Annotated in this window: 17 protein-coding genes; 14 read left to right on the top strand and 3 right to left on the bottom strand. The window is 58.8% G+C overall.

The genetic code is table 11. The features are described from left to right. Window positions 1–70 precede the first annotated feature (70 nt). The 3 genes from DWZ54_RS01530 to DWZ54_RS01520 form a co-directional block, all read right to left on the bottom strand. Complete coding sequence (locus DWZ54_RS01530) at window positions 71–1210, bottom strand: AbrB family transcriptional regulator (protein WP_118474213.1); 1140 nt, start codon at window positions 1208–1210, stop codon at window positions 71–73. A gap of 11 nt (window positions 1211–1221) precedes the next feature. Beyond that, window positions 1222–1671 carry a hypothetical protein gene (locus DWZ54_RS01525; protein WP_118474212.1) on the bottom strand — a complete coding sequence of 150 codons (450 nt, stop codon included), beginning with the start codon at window positions 1669–1671 and terminating at the stop codon, window positions 1222–1224. A 135-nt stretch (window positions 1672–1806) separates the two neighbouring features. Continuing rightward, the gene (locus tag DWZ54_RS01520) at window positions 1807–2763 is read right to left on the bottom strand and encodes an L-lactate dehydrogenase (protein ID WP_118016066.1); all 957 of its coding nucleotides are present in this window, start codon (window positions 2761–2763) and stop codon (window positions 1807–1809) included. A gap of 379 nt (window positions 2764–3142) precedes the next feature. On the opposite strand from DWZ54_RS01520, the gene DWZ54_RS01515 reads away from it, so the two are divergent. The 14 genes from DWZ54_RS01515 to DWZ54_RS01450 all read left to right on the top strand — a co-directional run bounded on the left by DWZ54_RS01515 (window position 3143) and on the right by DWZ54_RS01450 (window position 19445). Continuing rightward, window positions 3143–4165, top strand: coding sequence for a rod shape-determining protein (locus DWZ54_RS01515; RefSeq protein ID WP_118474210.1), 1023 nt, complete (start codon window positions 3143–3145; stop codon window positions 4163–4165). Between the two features lie 105 nt (window positions 4166–4270). Beyond that, window positions 4271–5773 (top strand): phosphodiester glycosidase family protein, encoded by a 1503-nt coding sequence (locus DWZ54_RS01510; protein WP_118474209.1) that lies wholly within the window; start codon window positions 4271–4273, stop codon window positions 5771–5773. Window positions 5774–5902: 129 nt separating this feature from the next. Continuing rightward, a complete protein-coding gene (locus tag DWZ54_RS01505; protein ID WP_370245718.1) occupies window positions 5903–8026 on the top strand; it encodes a SpoIVB peptidase S55 domain-containing protein in 2124 nt (707 codons plus the stop codon). Window positions 8027–8131: 105 nt separating this feature from the next. Beyond that, window positions 8132–9397: a UDP-N-acetylglucosamine 1-carboxyvinyltransferase gene (gene murA, locus DWZ54_RS01500; RefSeq protein WP_118474208.1), complete on the top strand. Its 1266-nt coding sequence runs from the start codon at window positions 8132–8134 to the stop codon at window positions 9395–9397. A 150-nt stretch (window positions 9398–9547) separates the two neighbouring features. Further along, on the top strand, window positions 9548–10645 hold the full coding sequence (locus DWZ54_RS01495; protein ID WP_118474207.1) for an NADH:flavin oxidoreductase: 1098 nt from the start codon (window positions 9548–9550) through the stop codon (window positions 10643–10645). 230 nt (window positions 10646–10875) lie between these two features. Further along, window positions 10876–12552, top strand: coding sequence for a carbon starvation protein A (locus DWZ54_RS01490; protein WP_118474206.1), 1677 nt, complete (start codon window positions 10876–10878; stop codon window positions 12550–12552). 138 nt (window positions 12553–12690) lie between these two features. Then, complete coding sequence (locus DWZ54_RS01485; protein ID WP_118474205.1) at window positions 12691–13389, top strand: response regulator transcription factor; 699 nt, start codon at window positions 12691–12693, stop codon at window positions 13387–13389. Beyond that, window positions 13386–14804 carry a HAMP domain-containing sensor histidine kinase gene (locus DWZ54_RS01480; RefSeq protein WP_118474204.1) on the top strand — a complete coding sequence of 473 codons (1419 nt, stop codon included), beginning with the start codon at window positions 13386–13388 and terminating at the stop codon, window positions 14802–14804. Before DWZ54_RS01485 ends, DWZ54_RS01480 begins: the two co-directional genes overlap by 4 nt. Next, window positions 14801–15610, top strand: a complete 810-nt coding sequence (locus tag DWZ54_RS01475; RefSeq protein WP_118474203.1) for a DUF3919 family protein — start codon at window positions 14801–14803, stop codon at window positions 15608–15610. The genes DWZ54_RS01480 and DWZ54_RS01475 overlap by 4 nt, the downstream gene beginning before the upstream one ends. Next, window positions 15607–16647: an extracellular solute-binding protein gene (locus tag DWZ54_RS01470; protein WP_118474202.1), complete on the top strand. Its 1041-nt coding sequence runs from the start codon at window positions 15607–15609 to the stop codon at window positions 16645–16647. Before DWZ54_RS01475 ends, DWZ54_RS01470 begins: the two co-directional genes overlap by 4 nt. Window positions 16648–16789: 142 nt before the next feature. Further along, entirely contained in the window at window positions 16790–17224 is a 435-nt protein-coding gene (locus DWZ54_RS01465; protein WP_118474201.1) for a PTS sugar transporter subunit IIA, read from the top strand. A 54-nt stretch (window positions 17225–17278) separates the two neighbouring features. Further along, a complete protein-coding gene (locus tag DWZ54_RS01460; protein WP_118474200.1) occupies window positions 17279–17779 on the top strand; it encodes a PTS sugar transporter subunit IIB in 501 nt (166 codons plus the stop codon). Window positions 17780–17808: 29 nt separating this feature from the next. Next, complete coding sequence (locus DWZ54_RS01455; RefSeq protein ID WP_118016166.1) at window positions 17809–18615, top strand: PTS sugar transporter subunit IIC; 807 nt, start codon at window positions 17809–17811, stop codon at window positions 18613–18615. Then, window positions 18612–19445, top strand: coding sequence for a PTS system mannose/fructose/sorbose family transporter subunit IID (locus tag DWZ54_RS01450; protein ID WP_199663159.1), 834 nt, complete (start codon window positions 18612–18614; stop codon window positions 19443–19445). The genes DWZ54_RS01455 and DWZ54_RS01450 overlap by 4 nt, the downstream gene beginning before the upstream one ends. Window positions 19446–19549: the final 104 nt, after the last annotated feature.

Below are 19549 nucleotides of genomic sequence, written 5' to 3'. Positions count from 1 at the left end.
CCATCTGCAGGAACTGGCTGAACCAGGCTGCAGATGGCATTTTTCTATGCAGGGATTTATCCGGCAATAGTCAGGCCATGCGGCGCTGATAGAGCGCGACGATGCCCTTGGCGATGTAGGGGAAGATGAGCATGATGAAGAGCAGGCGCGTGAGCTGGTAGGCGGTCATCGTGCTCGTGTCGGCACCGACGACGAGGGCCGTGATGCCCATCTCGGCGAGGCCGCCCGGCGCCGTGGCGAGGAAGGTCGTGGCAAGACTGGCGCCCGTCAGCTGGCTGATGAGGAGCCCCATGCACATGCTGACGACAAGCACGAGCAGCACGCCGCCGACGAGCACGGGCCCCATGCCGCGGTAGTCCTTGAGTTGCCGCAGGTTGATGCTGCAGCCGATATAGGAACCGACGCAGATCTGGGCGACATTGATGGCGTGGACGGGGACGAGCGGTGCGCTTTCTCCTGAGAGCAGGATGAAGACGATGGTCGCGAGCAGCGGTCCGAGCATCGTGGCGGTAGGCAGGTGGATGGCCCGGCCAATGATTGCGCCGACTATGGCGACGGTGGCAAAGAGCAGGCCCGTTTCATATGAGGCCGTGACGGGCACGGCGCTGCCTGCGGCGGCACCGCCTGACGGCAGTACATGGGTGGCCAGGAACGGGATTGTGAAGACGACGGAGAGCATGCGCAGCGTCTGCATGATGGTGACGGCCGTGAGATCGGCGTCGGGAATCTCGTCGGCGAGGATGACCATCTGCGAGAGTCCGCCGGGGACGCAGCCAAGAAGGCAGCTCGTGAAGTTGATCGCCGTGTGGCGGAACATCAGCCAGGCCGTGAAGATGCCGGCGAGTACCGTGATCATGGTGGCCATCAGCATCAGGGGCAGCTGCGAGAGGATGGCCTGTCCCGTCTCAATCGTGAACGAGCGGCCCATCGCGTAGCCGAGCAGAATCAGCGCCGTGTTGCGGATGCCGAGCGGCCAGTGGAACGTGCGGCCGAGTACGAGGGAAGCGAGTGAGACGGCCGTGATCGGGCCGAGTGTCCATGGCAGCGGCGCGTTGATGGCGTCCATGAGGAAGCCGCCGACGATGGCAAGGCTGAGCGTCAGCAGGCAGTCCCGCCAGACTGCTGCCCGTGGGCGGCTGGCCGCAGCTTCTGTCTGCGAAAGAGCCGTTTCCCTGGCCGTATGTTCTGGTTCTGGGGTTGAAGCGTGCATGATGGTTGTCCTTACTTTACCTGATCCTGCCAGTAGGCGAGGTCAGCAGCGTTCAGCGGCAGGTCGATGGTCTTGCCGTTTGGATAGGAAAATTCGCAGCGTACGGTTTTGGCATCGGCGATGGCCGACAGTGCGGCAGAGGGCAGGAATACCGAGAGCACATTCGTTTTCTGCCAGAGGCCGGACTTCTCCTGCTTGACGGCGGCCGTGAGCTCCCAGACCTTGTCGTCCGTGTAGAGCTTCAGGTGCGTGGACGGTTTCTCGCCGTTGTAGCGCGTATCCCAGATGGTGAATTTTGCGCTCGTGGCCGTGCCGTCTGAGCCGCGCAGACCCTGGAAATCGATGCGGCAGTAAGCCGAGAGGCTGTCTGCCGTGCGGTTGTCGTGACTCTCGCAGAAGACCAGAAGACCGCCGAACGCCGCGACGATGACGAGCAGGATGATGATGGCATAACGTTTCATGAGAAAAACTCCTTTTCATTTTTTAATGATACTGCCCGTCTAGTATATCATGCCGGAGGAGCGATGCCAATAGCAGACGGGCATAAGAAAAGCGATGGCCGAAGCCATCGCTTTTGTGTTCTGTGCCGAACAATCTTATTTGATGCCAGCGCCATCGAGAGCACTGCGAACGCTCTTGGCAGCGTCGTACATCTTCTGGAGCTCGTCGTCCGTGAGATGTACTTCGAAGGAGCGAACGATACCATCTGCGCAGATCATGCGCGGGATGGAGAGAGCGACGTCGTTAATGCCATACTCGCCGTCGAGGACAGCGGAGCACGGCAGGATCGTGTGCTCATCATAGAGAACGGACTTGATGAAGCGGCAGGCAGCCATAGCGATACCCGTGTTCGTGAAGCCCTTGCGGTTGATGACGTCGTAAGCGACCTGTACGAGTTCCTGCTCAACAGCCTTCTTGTCGAGCTTCTCCGTCTTATGGAAGTACTCATCCATGTGCTCGAGGGAGAAACCAGCGCAGCCCGTCGTGGACCAGGCAACGAATGCGGCGTTGCCGTGCTCACCGAGAACATAACCGTTGATGTTCTTCGGGTCCACCTGGTACTTGTCGGCTAGGATGCGGCGGAAACGATACGTCTCGAGCATCGTGCCCGTGCCGAGGATGAGGTTGCGCGGATAATCGAACTGCGTGGAAACAACGTACGTAGCGACATCGAGCGGGTTCGTGATCATGATGATCATAGCCTCTTTCGTGCGCTTTACGATCTCGCCGAAGACGGACTGCATGATCTTAGCGTTCGTACCAGCGAGCTTCAGGCGGTCCGGCGTCTCACCCGGGCGGATGGACGGGCCTGCCGTGATGACGATGATGTTCGCATCTTTGCAGTCATCGTAGTCACCGAGGTGGAACTTGATGTTCGTGCTGTAAACGCAGCTCGTTGCATGGCTGGAGTCAACAGCTTCGCCCCAAGCTTTGTCCTGGTTGAGGTCGATGAGAGCGACTTCCGTTGCGAGCTGGAAGTCAGCAATCTTGTTCGCTACTGCAGAACCAACGTTGCTGGCGCCGATGACGACGATTTTTCTTCTGTTGTTCATTATTTCGAAAACCCCCTGTAAATCGTAGCAAGAATATGTTCTAAGATATCCTTAAGTCAAGCTAATCGTATCATTCCCACAAGGCATTGTCAATGCGTATTTTAAAGAAACAAAAGCGGAAGTTTTCATAAAATTATCGTAAATTATCGAAAATAACATGAAACTTTGTCAATAGTTGGCGCACAAGCGAAAAACGGTCAGATTTCTGATTTTTTAGGGGGATTTCCCCATTGTAAAAGGCAGAATTTTATTATATAGTATACTTTTAGAAAAAGAAGATGCGGGCGGCTTTCCCGTTGGTTTTCAGCTGCTCATGCTACAATCTTTTTCGGACGATAATAACGATAATAAGGATTATTCTGGAAGGGGATTACAATAAATGTTTGGTATGTCAATGGATATCGGTATTGACCTTGGCACGGCAAACGTGCTGGTCTATGTGAAGGGCAAGGGCATTGTTCTGCGCGAGCCGTCTGTCGTTGCCGTCGATAAGGATACGAACCGCGTGCTCGCCATCGGCGAGGAGGCGCGCCGCATGATTGGCCGCACGCCGGGCAACATCGTGGCCATCCGCCCGCTGCGCGAAGGTGTCATCGCCGATTACGACATCACGGAGAGCATGCTGCGCCACTTCATCGAGAAGGTGGTCGGCCGCAGCTTCGTCTTCCGCCCGCGCATCATGATCTGCATCCCGTCGGGCTGCACGATGGTTGAGCAGCGCGCCGTGCAGGAAGCTGCCGAGCAGGCCGGTGCCCGCCACACGCAGCTCATCGAGGAGCCGCTCGCAGCCGCTCTCGGCGCCGGCCTCGACATCGTGGAGCCGTGCGGCTCGATGATTGTCGATATCGGCGGCGGCACGACGGATATCGCCGTCATCAGCCTCGGCGGCATCGTCAACAGCGAATCGCTGCGCATTGCCGGCGATAAGTTCGATTCGGACATCATCGCCTACGTCAAGCGCGCGTTCAACCTCATGATCGGCGAGCGCACGGCGGAGGATATCAAGTTCAAGATCGGCGCAGCCTTCCCGGAAGCGCGCAATGAGACGCTCGATATCCGCGGCCGCGACCTCCTGACGGGCCTGCCGAAGACCGTGCAGATCACGACGCCGCAGGTGGCTGAGGCCATCGGCGCTTCCGTCTCGCGCATCGTCGAATGTGTCAAGAAGGTCCTCGAGGAGACGCCGCCGGAGCTTTCCGCAGACATCATGGACCGCGGCATCATCCTGACGGGCGGCGGCGCGCTGCTCTTCGGCCTCGATGAGCTCATCCGCCGCGAGACGGATATCCCGACGGCTCTCGCCGACGACCCGCTTTCCTGCGTGGCCCTGGGCTGCGGCAAGGCACTCGACACGTTCTCCAAGTTCGACGGACGTGCCATGAACCTCAAAATCGGTAAATAAGGTTTTGCGGCCTTTCGGGGCGGGAGCTTGCTTCCGCCGCCGGAGGGCCGTTTGATGGTTTTGGGGCAGATGGACGGTATGTCCTGGTAAGGGGGAACTTATTCCATGAATCGTTTCTTGAAACGCGCCGCCGTGCTGGCAGCTGCGGCTGTTTTTTCGTGGCAGAGCCTGGCATTTGCTGCGGATCTGACGACGGTGCGCTTTCATAGTGGCAGCGAGCATGACCGCGTGGTCTTTGATCTGTCGGAGCTGCCGAGTTACAAGGAGTCCCTGTCGGATGACCGGCGCACGCTGACGCTTGATTTTGCCGGCACGAAGGACAAGCGGTCGCAGAAGCTGCCGGTCAAGAGCAGCCGCATCGAGTCGATTTCGTATACGGCTAAAGGCGGCCACCTGATCGTGACGATGCGCCTCAAGGCCGGCCTTGCGTATGACCTCCATACGCTCAAGAATCCGGTGCGCCTCTTCGTCGATGTCATGCCGTCGGGTGCGGCGGAATTCCAGACGAAGACGCCTGCAGGCAGCGACCGCAAGGGACAGACGAAGCCTGCAGCTGGTGCGGGGGCGTCTGGCGCGAGTACGTCCGGCCGGGCCGGCACAATCGATGGCGATTACATCGAGGATGTGGCTCCGGGGCTCACGAAGCATACGTACGTCTATTGGGATGATTACGGCAAAGTCTCGGCCTGGCTCATCGAAGCGGATCCCAGCAAATACGATTTGCGCCTGGTGCTCGCGAAAGGGAAGGTGCCCGGCCGTGAGACGGTCAGCGGCATCGCGGCGCGCGCGGGCGGCACAGCCGCCGTCAATGCCTCGTATTTTGCATCTTCCGGGGATATCCTCGGCGTGACCCGCATCAATGGGCAGACGGTCGGCACAACGTATTACACGCGCTCGGCTTTTGGCCTGCGCGCTGACGGCACGCCCCTTTTCGGCACGGTTTCCTACGATGGCAGTGTCACGATGGGCGGTGTCACGCAGCCTGTCGGCGGCGTGGACTGCGAGCGCGGCGCGGACAGCCTCGTCATCTACAACCGTGCGTACGGCACGCATACGGATACGAATGAATACGGCCGCGATTACGTCGTGCGCGGCGGCCGCGTGACGGATATCCGCCAGAATGATGCGCCCATCCCGCAGGACGGCGTGGTCGTTTCCGTGCATGGCACCGTGGCCGATGCCTTTGCCGGTGTCCAGGTCGGCGATTCCGTGACGATCAGCGAAGATTTCGGCTCGTACTGGCAGGATGCCGTGACCATCGTGGGCTGCGGTCCGCGCCTCGTGGAGAACGGCCGCGTCCACGTGACGGCGAGCGAGGAGGAGTTCCCTTCGGATATCCGCGTCGGGCGCGCGCCGCGCACGGCCGTCGGTGTCACGAAGGATGGCCGCTACCTGCTGGCTGTCGTCGATGGCCGCCAGTCGCACAGCGTTGGCTTGACGCTCACGGATTGGGCAAAGCTGCTCGTGAAGTTCGGCGCACGGGATGCCATCAATCTCGATGGCGGCGGCTCGACGGATCTCGTCGTGAACGGCGAGGTGCAGAATTCGCCGTCTGATGGCCAGGAGCGCGCCGTCGGCGACGCTCTCGTGCTCGTGCCGAAGCGCTGATGTCTGAGAGGCGGATGAGAAACGCGGGAAAATCGGCGCAAAAACGTGCAAGGCTGGACGAGTATGTTATAATGGAAAGGAATCATGTTTATCTTTCTGATTACGAGGTGAATACTTTTGCATAAATTCATGAAGCGATTCGTTGTGGCTGGTGCCATGACGCTCCTTTTCGCGTCGGCGGCTGCGCCGGCACGGGCTATGGACCCCATCCTGCCGTTCCAGGATGTGCAGCAGGGCATGAGCGGCACGGCCTATACGGTAGTAGACAGTTCCGGCATCATCCGCAGCTTTGACGTGGATATCGTCGGCAATATGGATAATGGCAAGGGCTCTTCACGCATGATCATGGCCCGGGCACGCGGCCCGGTTATTGAGCAGGCCGGCGGCATCCTGCAGGGCATGAGCGGCAGCCCTGTCTATATCGATGGCCGTCTGGTCGGCGCCGTGGCAGCCGGCATCAAGGACATGACGCCGTATACGTTCTTCATCACGCCGATTGAGGATATGACGCCGCTCTGGAGTATGCCGGACACGAAGAACAAGACGCATCTTCACACCATCAACCTCAAGAAGGTCGCGGCTGACAAGGCCCGTGAGGAGGCTCTGGCCAAGGAAGAGGCGCGCAAGAAGGAAACGAAGGGCGACAATGTCATCCTGAACCGCCTGATGGATGTCATCAAGGAAGCCCGTGACGATATCAAGACTCGCACGGCGGAGGAAAAGGCGTCGGACGAGCAGGAGAAACCGGCGGAGAAGGCGGATGCAGCAGCGGTAAAGGATACGGCTGCTGCGGAAGAAGGCAAGGCGGAGGAAACGGCTGCCGAGGCGGCTTCCTCCCCGTCCGCTGCGGAAAGCGGCGAGGGGCAGGCAGCTGAGAGCTCTGCGCAGGCCGATACGGCGGCCGCGAAACCGGTTGTCGGCGAGAAAAAGGATGTGCTGTTCCTCTCGGGCTTCAACCAGGCGGGCATTGACTTCCTGCAGAAGAACGTGTCGCTCGGCCAGAAATTCTCGCTGATGCCTATGGGCGCTCCGGGCTCTGGTGATGCACCGACGACCCGTTACGATGCGACGCTTGAGCCGGGCAGTGCGGTCGGCGTGGCCATCGTCTACGGCGATTTTGCCGTCGGCGCGACGGGTACGGTGACGGCTGTCGATGGCAAGAACATCCTGGCTTTTGGCCATCCGTTCCTGCATCGCGGCAATGTCAACTACTTCATGACAGATGCCAAGGTTGTCGGCACGATCAGCGGCCAGAGCAACGGCATGAAGATCGCCAATATCGGCAATATCATCGGCCGCATCAATCAGGACCGTGAAACGGGCATCGCCGGACGTCTCGGTGATTTCCCGTCGGTCGTGCCGGTCAAGGTGCGCGTCAAGGATACGGGACTCAACCGGGATATCGAATATGGCGCGCGCATTGCCTATGACGAGGCTTTCCTGCCGGAGCTTTCGGGCGGCATCGCTTATGCGGCGATGAGCAAGACGTCGGATACGCTCGGCGGCAGCACCGCCAATGTTCATTTCACGATCCGTACGAATGCGACGAGCAGCGGCCGTTTTGAGCGCAGCAACATGTTCTACAATGTGGCCGATGTCGGTCAGATTGCCGTGGGCGAGCTCATGCAGGCCATGAACATCATCTGCTCGAATCCGGAGCAGGAATCGGATATCGTTGATGTCCAGGTGGATATCTCGATGGAAAGCGGCCGCAAGACGGCGACGCTGCTCTCGGCCGTGCCGGACAAGACGGTGGTCCATCCGGGCGAAACCGTCCGCTTCACGACGACGATCAAGCCGTACCGCCGTGACAAGGAAACGCTGCTGATCCCGTACCGTGTGCCGGATACGGCTCCTGAGGGCCTGCTCTCGCTCGAGGTGCGCGGCGGCGGCGTGATGCCGGTCACCCAGCTCAAGCTCCTGCAGCAGACGGGGCTTGACCTGCTCGTGCAGGAAGACAAGACGCAGACGACGAAGGATAAGCTGCAGAGCCTCAAGCAAGCTGGCCGCAACAACGATATCGTCATCGCGCCGGGCGCTTCGCCCGTCATCCTGTCGGAAAAGGAGCAGCGCAAGGCTGTGAAAGAGGCGACGGCTGCGGCCAAACGCGCGGCAGAAGAGGCGAAGAACAAGCCCAGGAAGTTCTCCTTCTCGATGCAGAAGAAGGCGGAACAGACAGGCGAGACGAAGTTTACGACGAATTATATCATCGACAATGTCATCCATACATCCCTGCAGGTCGAGAGAAAGTGACCGCCCCTATTGTCAGCAGGCGAATATGATGATACACTGAAAAATGATGCTTTGACGCACAGCGGGCGTACAGGCTGTGCTGCTATAGGAGGAAAAGGGACTTAAATGGAAAAGTTGGTTATACATGGCGGACGCCGGCTGGAAGGCCGGGTCAAGATCAGCGGGGCGAAGAATGCGGTGTTGCCGATTATCGCGGCGACGCTTCTGGGGCAGGATACGCCAAGCCTGCTCGATGAAGTGCCGGCACTTGAAGATGTGCATACGATTACGGAAGTGCTGCGGAAACTCGGCGTCAAGGCGGACTTTGATGCCGAGAAACATCAGCTCTTCGTGGACAGCACGGTCATCGGCAGCTGCGAGGCCCCTTATGACCTCGTGCGCAAGATGCGTGCGTCCTTCCTGATCATGGGACCGCTGCTGGCTCGCTGCGGGCAGGCCAAGATTTCCCTGCCGGGCGGCTGCGCCATTGGCACGCGTCCCATTGACCTTCATCTCAAGGGCTTTGAGGCACTCGGTGCCACAATCAAGATCGGTCACGGCTTCATCGAAGCAGCTGCACCGGAAGGCCTCAAGGGCGCCAAGATCTATCTCGATTTCCCGAGTGTCGGGGCGACCGAGAACATCATCATGGCGGCTTCGATGGCAGAAGGCCAGACGGTGCTCGAGAATCCGGCTCAGGAGCCGGAGATCGTCGATCTCGCGAATTACCTCAATGTCATGGGCGCGAAGATCCGCGGTGCCGGCACGAACGTCATCAAGATTGAAGGCGTGCCGAAGCTCACGGGCCGTGATTACACGATTATCCCCGACCGTATCGAAGCCGGCACCTATATGGTGGCTGCGGCCATGACGCGCGGCGATGTCTACATCGAGAATGCCATCAGCGAGCACCTGAAGCCGGTCATCGCGAAGCTCAAGGAAGCCGGCGTGACGATTGAGGAGCATGTGGATGGCATCCGCGTGACCTGCGACCGCCGCACGAAGTCGGTCGACATCAAGACGATGCCGTATCCGGGCTTCCCGACGGACATGCAGGCACAGTTCATGGCCATGATGGCCATTTCGGAGGGAACGGGCGTCGTCACGGAGACGGTGTTCGAGAACCGCTTCATGCATGTCGATGAACTCAAGCGCATGGGTGCGAACATCAAGATCGATGGCCGCACGTCCATCGTGGAAGGCGTGGAGAAGCTTTACGGCTGCCAGGTCAAGGCCACGGATCTGCGCGCCGGTGCGGCGATGGTCCTCGCGGGCCTCGTGGCAGAGGGAGAGACGCAGGTCGGCTACATCCATCATATCGACCGCGGCTACGACAATCTGGTCGCGAAACTCGTCGGCCTCGGTGCCGACATCTGCCGCGTCGACAAATAACAGACAGAGATTCAGACAGGATAAGTGTTGGGACATGTACCCGGCACTTATTTTTGTTCTAAGGCATGTGTTCTTTTTGTAACATATCGTTTTACTTTTGTGTATGCGTTTGTGAATTAATTTTGTTTATATATATTAGGAGAGAGATTGATGAGCAATATGATTGAAAGACCACTCGAGCTGCCGCATCTTACGCTCAAGAACCGCGTCATCCGTTCCGCTGTCCACAGCTTTCTCGCTGGCAGGGACGGCTATATGACCGAAGCGGAATACAAGATGTACGAGGCGCTGGCAGCGAACCACATCGGCACGATTATCACGGGGCATTGCTGTGTCGATCCGCGGGGCCGCGCGAATATCGAACAGGTCAACCTTTACGATGACTGCTTTATCCCGCAGTTCCGCCGTGCCATCGAAACGGCACATGCACAGGATGCGCGCTTCATCGTGCAGATCAATCATGCCGGACCGCGTGCTATTGACAACGACGACCTGGCCGATGTCGTCGCGCGCCCGCTCAAGAAGGAGCGCACGGCCAGGGCTTTGACGAAAGAGGAAATAAAGGATATTGAGGCGCATTTCATCGCCGCTGCCCGCCGCGCGCAGCAGGCCGGTGCCGATGGCGTGCAGCTGCATGCCGCACATTCTTACCTGTTGTCACGCTTCATCGACCCGACGTTCAATCAGCGCACGGATGAATACGGCGGCGATATCGAGGGCCGTTTCCGCATGACGGAAGAGATCATCCGCGGCATCCACGAGGCCTGCGGCCCGGATTTCCCCGTGCTCATCAAGGTCAATATCGACACGAAGCATGAGGATGCCAGGGGGTATCATGACGATATGGTCTGGCTGCTGCACCGCGTGCATGCGTTAGGCGTTACGCTCGTGGAGTTTTCGGGAGTCGATTTCATCAATCTGCCGCATGATGCGACGCTCTATTATCTTGAGGAAGCGGTGCGCCTCAAGCAGGAGGTGCCGGAGGTGCCGCTCTCGCTCGTGGGCGGCGTGCGTTCCCTGGCCGATATGGAGAACGTCATGGCCGCCGGCATCGAATGCGTCTCAATCGGACGGCCTTTGATTGCCGAGCCGGACTTTGTCACGAAAGAACTGTCCGGCGGCGAGAAATCCATCTGCATTTCGTGCAGCCGCTGCTTTGTGCTGCCGCATATGCACCCGGGCGTGCGCTGCGTTTGGGCCTGGAAAAAGATTCGTGCAGCCCAGAAAGCTGCTAAAACTGGGAAATGAAAATCATCTGAAAATTACTTCTTTGGTTTACAAGTTGACATATATTTAATCGAGTGCTAAGATACATTCAATCGATAAGATGTCCGTCGCAAGGGAGCGAAAGGGATAATCGGCTGAAATGTTTCTGCTGATGATACGAATGAATCCTGTTCGCGTATGTGGCGTGACAGGATTCATTTTTTATATTCCTATCTGTAACGGTTTTTAGTAGGAAGGAAAGAAGGATTCATATGACAGGATTAATGCTTGTCGGTATCGCACTCGTCTGGTTTGCCGGTGCTTATCTCTTTTACGGGCGCTGGCTTGCGAAGACCTGGGGCGTGGACCCCAAGGCTCCGACGCCGGCCGTGCGCAAGAACGATGGCCAGGATTATTCTCCGGCTTCGCGCTTCACGGTATTTGCTCATCAGTTCTCGTCCATCACGGGCGCAGGCCCTGTGACGGGGCCAATCATCGCGGCAATGTTCGGCTGGCTGCCGGCATTTCTCTGGATTCTGATTGGCGGCGCGTTCTTCGGCGCCGTACAGGATTTCACGGCACTCTACGCCTCGGTCAAGAATGAGGGCAAGTCGATGGGCCTCCTCATTGAGCAGTATGTCGGCCGCACGGGCCGCCGTCTGTTCCTGCTGTTCAGCTGGCTTTTCACGCTGCTCGTCATCGCAGCCTTTGCCGACATCATCGCCAAGACGTTCAACGGTTTCGGCGCCAACGGTACGCTGAACACGCCGGGCGCACAGGCCGCCACGATCTCCATGCTCTACATCGTCGTCGCCATGGGCTTCGGCATCTTCATCAGCAAGGTCAAGCCGTCCGGCGTTTTGAAATTCCTTGTGGCCGTCGTGCTCGTCGTCGCGATGTTCGCCGTCGGCATGCAGTTCCCGCTTTACTTCGATGTGCCGACTTGGCGCTATATCGTCTTTGGCTACTGCTTCATCGCAGCTGTCCTGCCGATGTGGCTGCTCATGGAGCCGCGCGATTACCTGAGCTCCTTCCTGCTGCTCGGCATGGTCGCCGGCGGTGTTATCGGCGTCATCGCTGCGAACCCGTCCGTCAACATGCCGGCGTTTGTCGGATTTGAAGTCAACGGCAAGCCGCTGTTCCCCATCCTGTTCATCACGATTGCCTGCGGTGCCGTCTCCGGCTTCCACAGCCTCGTTTCTTCGGGCACGTCCTCGAAGGCCGTGGCCAATGAGACGGATATGCTGCCGGTAGGCTACGGCGCGATGCTCTGCGAGTGCATGCTCGGCGTCGTCGCGCTGGCCATCGCCTGCGCCGCCGCCTCGAACGGCGTCATGGCACAGGGCACGCCGTTCCAGATCTTCGCTGGCGGCATCAGCACGTTCTTCACGAATATTTTCGGTCTGCCGGCAGGCTTCTCCGCCTGCTTCATCACGATGTGCGTCTCGGCCCTCGGCATGACGACCATCGATTCCGTGGCCCGCATCGGCCGCATGTCCTTCCAGGAAATGATCAAGCCGAGCGATGGCGTTGAGGCCAGCAGCACGCAGAATTTCCTCATGAACAAGTATTTCTCGACGATCATCACGCTCGTTTTCGCGTATGGCCTTTGCCTGGCCGGCTACATGAATATCTGGCCGCTGTTCGGCGCGGCCAACCAGCTGCTGTCGGCTCTCGTGCTCATTGCCCTGGCCGTCTTCCTCAAGATGACGGACCGCAAGGGCTGGATGCTCTACGTGCCGATGACCTTCATGTTCATTGTCACGATGACGGCGCTCGTCATGAGCGTCTATGGCGGCATTACGAAGCTCATGGCCGGCAAGTTCCTCATCGGTGTCGACGGCCTGCAGCTTGTGCTCGCCATCGCGCTCATGACGCTGGCCATCCTCGTCGTCAAGCACTGCGGCAAGGAACTCTTCGGCAAAAAGGCCGAAGAACTTGAGGCCTGATGTCCTTCGAATTCTTCTGTTGTTTTGAAAATCCCTTAAGTCATAGAAAGCGGTCGTATGGAATCACCCATGCGGCCGCTTTTGTTTTGCGTTCCGACGAATTTCCTGTATAATGGAGCGGAGATGGAGGACGGAAAAATGGGAAAACGAATTTTAGTCATTGATGATGAGCACAGCATCCTGGATCTCGTGCGCATAAATCTGGAACTCGCCGGCTATGAGGTCGTGACGGGCGTATCGGGGCAGGAGGCCCTGCAGCTCGTGGCAAGCTGTCATCCGGCTATGCTGATCCTCGATGTCATGCTGCCGTATCAGAGCGGGTATCATGTGCTGCGCCATCTGCGCGAAAACGGGGAGCACCTGCCTGTCATCATGCTGACGGCCAAGGGCGAACGCGAGGACCGCATCCTCGGCCTGCGCCTCGGTGCCGATGATTACGTCACGAAGCCTTTCAGCAGCGAGGAGCTCATCCTGCGCGTGCAGGCCGTGCTGCGGCGATCAGAACCGGCTGCCGGGACATTCCCTGAGGAAGAAGCCGTCGCCGTGCAGGGCCTCGTGATCGATCCGGAGTCGCGCACGGCCGAGGTGGACGGGCAGCCTGTGAGCCTGACGCGCAAGGAATTTGATACCCTGGCACTCATGATGCGCCATCCCAATCACGTGTTTACGCGCGAACGGCTGCTCGAAGAAGTGTGGGGTTACGATTTTGCCGGCAGCACGCGGGCCGTCGACATTCTCATCCAGCGGCTGCGCAAGAAGATGGGGCCCTATGCTGAACGCCTCGAGACGGTTTATGGCACGGGCTACAAGCTCGCAGAAAGGCAGGAAACGCGATGAAGCTTTGCATGCGCATGAAGGGCAAGGTCATGCTCATGAGTGTGGCGATTTTCCTGCCCGTGCTGCTCGCGGCCTGCAGCATTGCCTACAGCGCTCTGGCGCACAGTCTCGTGCAGGCCAGCGCGGATACGTCGCTTCGGGAAAGTTACGGCGCGCAGCTCTATGTGGACCGTGTGCTGGAAGGCGTGGACAAGACGGAAGAAGCGTTCCGGTCGCATGCTTCCCTGATCACGGCGTACCTGTCCGAGCAGCTGGGTTACCGCATCCAGGCGTACGATGTCCATGGCAGTCTCCTCGCCGATTCGGTCCGCAACGAATTGAGCCTGCCGGCGGGCGACATCCAGCAGGCCGTAGCGGGAGAAAAGGCATGGACCGTCGATGAGACGGGCAGCGAACCCGTGCTGCTGCTTTCGTTCCCGGTCTTTGCCAACCAGCAGACCATCGGGGTCCTGCGCTTCCTGCATCCCTTGACGCGCGAGACACAGCTCATGCAGCGGACCCTGATGATGATGGCGGTGGTCATCCTGTTTGCAGCGCTGCTGGCCTGGGTCCTCGCGGGTTTCTTTGCCGATGCCCTGACGAGTCCCCTGCACAAGCTGCAGCAGGCGGCAGCCCGCATCTCAAAGGGAAATTACAAGGAGCCCGTCTCGATTGAAAGCGGCGATGAAATCGAAGCCCTGGCCAAGGATTTTGACAAGATGCGTTTGGGAATCCGTGGCTATATCGAAGGACTCGAGCAGGAACGCCAGAAACAGAAGATGTTCCTCGACAGCGTGACGCATGAATTCAAGACGCCGCTGACAGCCATCATCGGCTATGCCGAATTGATCCCGCGCCTGCGCGAGGAAGAGGCGAAGGCGCGGGGGCTGCGCTCCATCCATGAGGAGGGGCGGCGCCTGCTGAAGCTCGTGGAAGAGCTGCTGGCCCTGTCACGCCTCGGGCGCACCGGCTTTTCCGTTACGGACAGCGAGGCGCCGCTGGCACCGCTCGTGCGTGAGGTCGTGCGTGAGGTGAGGCCGCGCCTTCATGCAGCGGATATCCACCTGGAGCTCATGCTTACGGATGATGTGTGCCGGTTCGACCGTGACAAGACGAAGCAGGTCTTCCTGAATATCCTCGACAATGCCCTGCGTTACAGCGAATGCATGACCATCGAGATCATGATGGCCGGCAATGAGCAGCAGCTGGAGGTACACATCCTCGATGACGGCATCGGGATGACGGAGAAGCTGCAGCAGGCCCTGCTGGATCCCGTGAGCCGCCTGCGTGACGCGCGTCAGGCGAAAGGCAACGGGCTGGGACTTGCCATCTGCCGCGAGATCATGACGAAGCAGGGCGGTGCCATCGACTTGTACAGTCATCCGAGCAGCGGCACGGAGATTGTCCTGAGCTTTGCGACAGGGGGTGCTTCATGAAACGGAAATGGATCTGGCGGGTGCTTTTCCTGTATGCTCTGCTGCTCTTGGGCTGTGTTGCGATGATTTTCTGGAATGCTCGCGCGTATCATCAGGTGACGGTCATTGAATCCCGAGAGGAAGCCGAGCGCCGGGCCGATATCTCGCTGTCCGTGCGCATCGAATTCCAGGATGCATATCTGGGGCAGGGCGTAATTGACCAGGAAGAGCGCCTGCAGCGCATTGATGAGCTGCGGCAGAAGCTTTTGCGCCGCGGGGCTGCCCGGACGCTTCCGGCGGTGCAGGACGATTCCCGCATGACGGGACGCATCGTTTACCTGAATGGCAAGACACAGGAGTTTGCGCTCGGCAGTCATCTGTGGCTGGCCGGCGCGGCATATGGTGATGAGAACGGCGATGTGCAGAATCTGCAGCGCGTCATCCTCGCAGGCCTCATCACGCCGCAGCATCTGGCTGAGCTCTTGCCGGATGCCGCCGAGGTTCGCTGGCTTTCCGGCGGGGAAAGCCGTGTCCTGACGGCAGGAGAACGCCGCCACCTGGCGACAGCCTTGCAGGAGGCCCGGCCGCTTGGTGAAAGCGATGTGCATCTGCAGCTGGAGGTGCGTCAGATGACGCCGTCCGCTCACATCCGCATCCATCTGCATGAGCCGGAACAGCCTGGCGTTCATCTGCCGGATGACGTGCTCAATCTCGATTTATATGAAAACGGCTGCCTGGCGCTGCAGTATCTGGGGGATACGAGCGGCAGAAGCCTGTGGACGGCGGCGGATGTATGCCGGCAGTGGTCAGGAGGTGAGTCGTCGTGAAATGGAAGTATCCGGTTGTAGTCCTGCTTTTCGTGCTGACGGCTCTGCTCTCCGCCTGTGCACATGATGGGGAAACGCAGCTGTCAGATGACGGCCTGCCCGACCTTCGCGGGCACCACATCGTCGTGTATTCGGCCATGCGCGATGAAGTGGGGCGCGCGGCCCTTGCGCTCTTTCAGCAGAAGACGGGCTGCACCTACGATTATATTTATCTGCCGACTCAGGCCATGCTCGGGCGCGTCCGTCATGAAAAGGAGCATCCGCAGGCCGACATCATGATGGGCGGCGCGACACATGCGCAGGTGAGCGCTGCTGAGCACCGCCTGACGTCTCCGGTCGTGCTGCGGGGAGCCGATGTCATTCCGGAGCAGTTCCGCTCGTCGGAGAAGCGCTGGTTCGGCATCGCCTCGACGCCGCTGGCCATCGTGATCAACCGGGAACGCTGGGAGCGGGAATTTGCGCCGCAGGGCAAGAACATGCCGGCAACGTATGAGGACCTGCTCGACCCGGATTACCGCGGAGAGGTCGCCTTTGCCGACCCCAATGCCGCCGGTACGAGCTATACGCTGCTCGCGTACGTCATGCAGCACGATACGGCGCCCAGGGATTTCTACGCGGCCCTGAAAGCAAATCTCGGCGTAAGCTCTTACAACGGCTTTGAGGCCGTGCAGCGCGTCGCCAGCGGCCAGTGCCTGCTCGGCATCGGCTTCCTCGACGATGCACGCAGCCTCGAATCCTCGGGATTCCCGCTGCACACCATCGTGCCGGAGGGCTGTGCCTGGACGCTCGATGCCGTGGCCAGGGTCGATGGTGCGCCGCATCCCCGTGAGGCAGAAGCCTTCCTGCGATTCTGCATGATGGAAGAAACACAGGAGGTCCTGAACCGCATTGCCTTTTCGGCCGCGACGCATCCGGGGGCGGTGACGCAGGCCGACAAGGAAACCATGGCCCATTACGGCGAGATGGATTTCCGCCGTGCGGCCGAGGAGCAGGAGGCCATCCTGCATGCCTGGAATGATATCTCCCCGGCAGAATAAAAAGGAATATATCTGTTTTGTTGAAATACCGCAGAAATGTTACAGGATTGAAACATTTCTGCGGTATTTTTGCAAAGATTGTCCGTTATTCTATAAACAAGATGAAACGAAAGAGAAATGAATGAAACAAGGGGGATTTATCTTGCAGAGGAAATATCTCATGGCCAGCCATGGACACCTGGCTTCCGGCATGCAGAGTTCAATCAATATCCTGGCCGGCAAGGGCGAGGAGCTCAAGGTTATCGACGCCTATGTGACGGAAGAGGATTATACGCCGCAGATCACGGCGTTCCTGGACAGCCTGCAGGAAAATGAGCAGGGGGTCATCTTCACGGATTTCTACGGCGGCAGCGTCAACCAGAAGGTCGCCACAGAAGTCGTCAAGAGCGGCAAGGAAAATGTCTTCGTGCTCGCCAATGCGAACCTGCCGCTCGTGCTGGCTGTCATGCTCTCGCCTGAGGAAGAACTGACCGCAGAGACGCTGAAGGCGATGACGGCAGAAGCCGCGCCGCAGCTTGTGCCGCTGGTCCCCGAGAAGAAAGAGAGTGCAGAGGAAGAACTCGACGATTTCTTCTGATGGCAGTTCAATCATAACGCATTTATATCGTTTTTATTTTAGGAGGAATAGATTATGATTTCCCAGATTCGCGTAGATGACCGTTTGATCCATGGCCAGGTGGCCGTTGTCTGGACGAAAGAGCTCAATGCACCGCTGCTCGTCGTCGCCAACGATGAGGCAGCCAAGAGCGACGTCATGCAGATGACGCTCAAGATGGCGGTACCGAATGGCATGAAGCTGCTCATCCGTTCCGTTGACGATGCCATCCGCGTCTTCAATGATCCGCGCGGCAAGGATAAGCGCATCTTTGCCATCGTGAACTGCGTATCGGATGCGACGAAGATCGCGAAGAACGTCCAGGATATCGAGACGGTCAATGTCGCCAATGCAGGCCGCTTTGACAAATCGGACCCGAAATCGAAGACGGCACTCTTCCACAGCGTCCTGCTCAACCCGCAGGAACTCGAGGCTGCTCGCGAACTGGCAGCCCTGCCACACGTCAAATCGTACAACCAGGTCCTGCCGACGAACCCGCAGCTGGATCTCAAGGAAGCTCTGGCAAAGCTGGGCTGATACTTGCAGGATTGGAAGGAGCGTAAATTATGCTAGAATATGCTGCCATAGCGGCACTCAGTGTCTTCATCTGCTTTGCAGGCAACTACCTGACTGGTCAGAGCATGATGGAGCGACCCCTCGTTGTCGGCCTGGTCACGGGCTTTCTGCTCGGTGATATGGAAACGGGTATCCTGATGGGCGCGGCTCTCGAAGCCGTATTCCTCGGCAACGTCAATATCGGCGGTGTCATCGCGGCTGAGCCGGTCACGGCTACGGCCATGGCGACGACGTTTGCCATCACGGCCAACGTCGAGCAGCAGGCGGCCATCACGCTGGCCATCCCAATCGGCATGCTCGCTGCATTTGTCGTCATGTTCCTCAAGAACGTCTTCATGAACATCTTTGCGCCGTTCCTCGACCGCGCGGCTGCTGCCAATGCACAGGGCAAGATCGTGGCCATGCATTACGGCACCTGGGTGCTCTATTACATCATCATCTCCTCGATGTCCTTCTTCGGCGTGCTGGCTGGCAGCGGTCCGGTCAACGTCTTCATGGAAAGCGTGCCGCCTGCGTTCATGCATGGTCTCTCGGCCGCCGGCGGCCTGCTCCCGGCTGTAGGTTTTGCCATGCTCATGAAACTCCTCTGGGATAACAAGCTGGCCGTATTCTACCTGCTGGGCTTCGTGCTCACGGCTTATCTCAAACTGCCGGCTGTAGCCGTTGCTGCTCTCGGCGTTGTCATTTGCGTCGTCATCATCAGCCGTGATATCGAGATCGCGCATCTGCCGGCCGGCGGTGCCGCCTCGACGGCTCCCAAGACGAAAACGGAAGAAGAGGAGGACTTTTTCGCATGATGGAAGAGAAGAAAACACTTTCCCCTGAAGATAAAAAAATGCTGCGCTCCGTCTTCTGGCGCTCTTGGACGATGAACGCGAGCCGCACGGGCGCCACGCAGTACCATGCACTCGGCGTCATTTACACGCTGCTGCCGGTCATCAACCGCTTCTACAAGACGGATGCAGAACGCGCAGAGGCCATTGTGCGCCATACGACATGGTTCAATGCGACCATGCACATCAACAACTTCATCATGGGCCTCGTCGCCGCGATGGAGAAACAGAACAGCGAGGACAAGAGCTTCGATACCAACTCCATCACGGCCATCAAGGCCTCGCTGATGGGCCCGATCTCCGGCATCGGCGATTCCTTCTTCTGGGGCATCCTGCGTGTCCTGGCCGCCGGCATCGGCATCTCGCTGGCAAGTGCCGGTTCGCCGCTCGGCGCCCTCGTCTTCCTCGTACTCTACAACGTACCGGCCTTCCTCATCCACTATTATGCGCTGATGAGCGGCTACATGGTCGGTGAGAGCTTCATCAAACGCCTTTACGAGAGCGGCGGCATGCGCCTCCTGACGAAGGCTTCGGGCATGATCGGCCTGATGATGATGGGCTGCATGACGGCTTCGACGGTCAAGTTCAAGACCATCGTTTCCGTGGCCGTGGAAGGCAGCAAGGAACCCATCATGCTGCAGAAGTACCTCGATCAGCTCTTCATCGGCATCGTGCCGCTCTGCGTCACGCTGCTGGCGTTCTACCTGCTTCGCAACAAGCATGTCAACGTCAACTACGTCATGCTCGGCATCATGCTGCTCGGCATCGTGCTGGGCCTGCTCGGCATTTGCTGATTCATCTTTTCCCTGATTCTTAGATTTTCCTCTTTTTACAAATTACCCAATCCCATGCAGAAGCCCCCTGACAAATCGAATGTTTGTCAGGGGGCTTTGCTGTG

The sequence above is a fragment of the Mitsuokella sp. AF33-22 genome (genome assembly GCF_003475755.1).
Classification (GTDB): Bacteria; Bacillota; Negativicutes; order Selenomonadales; family Selenomonadaceae; genus Mitsuokella.
This window is presented reverse-complemented; position numbering and strand designations above follow the sequence as displayed.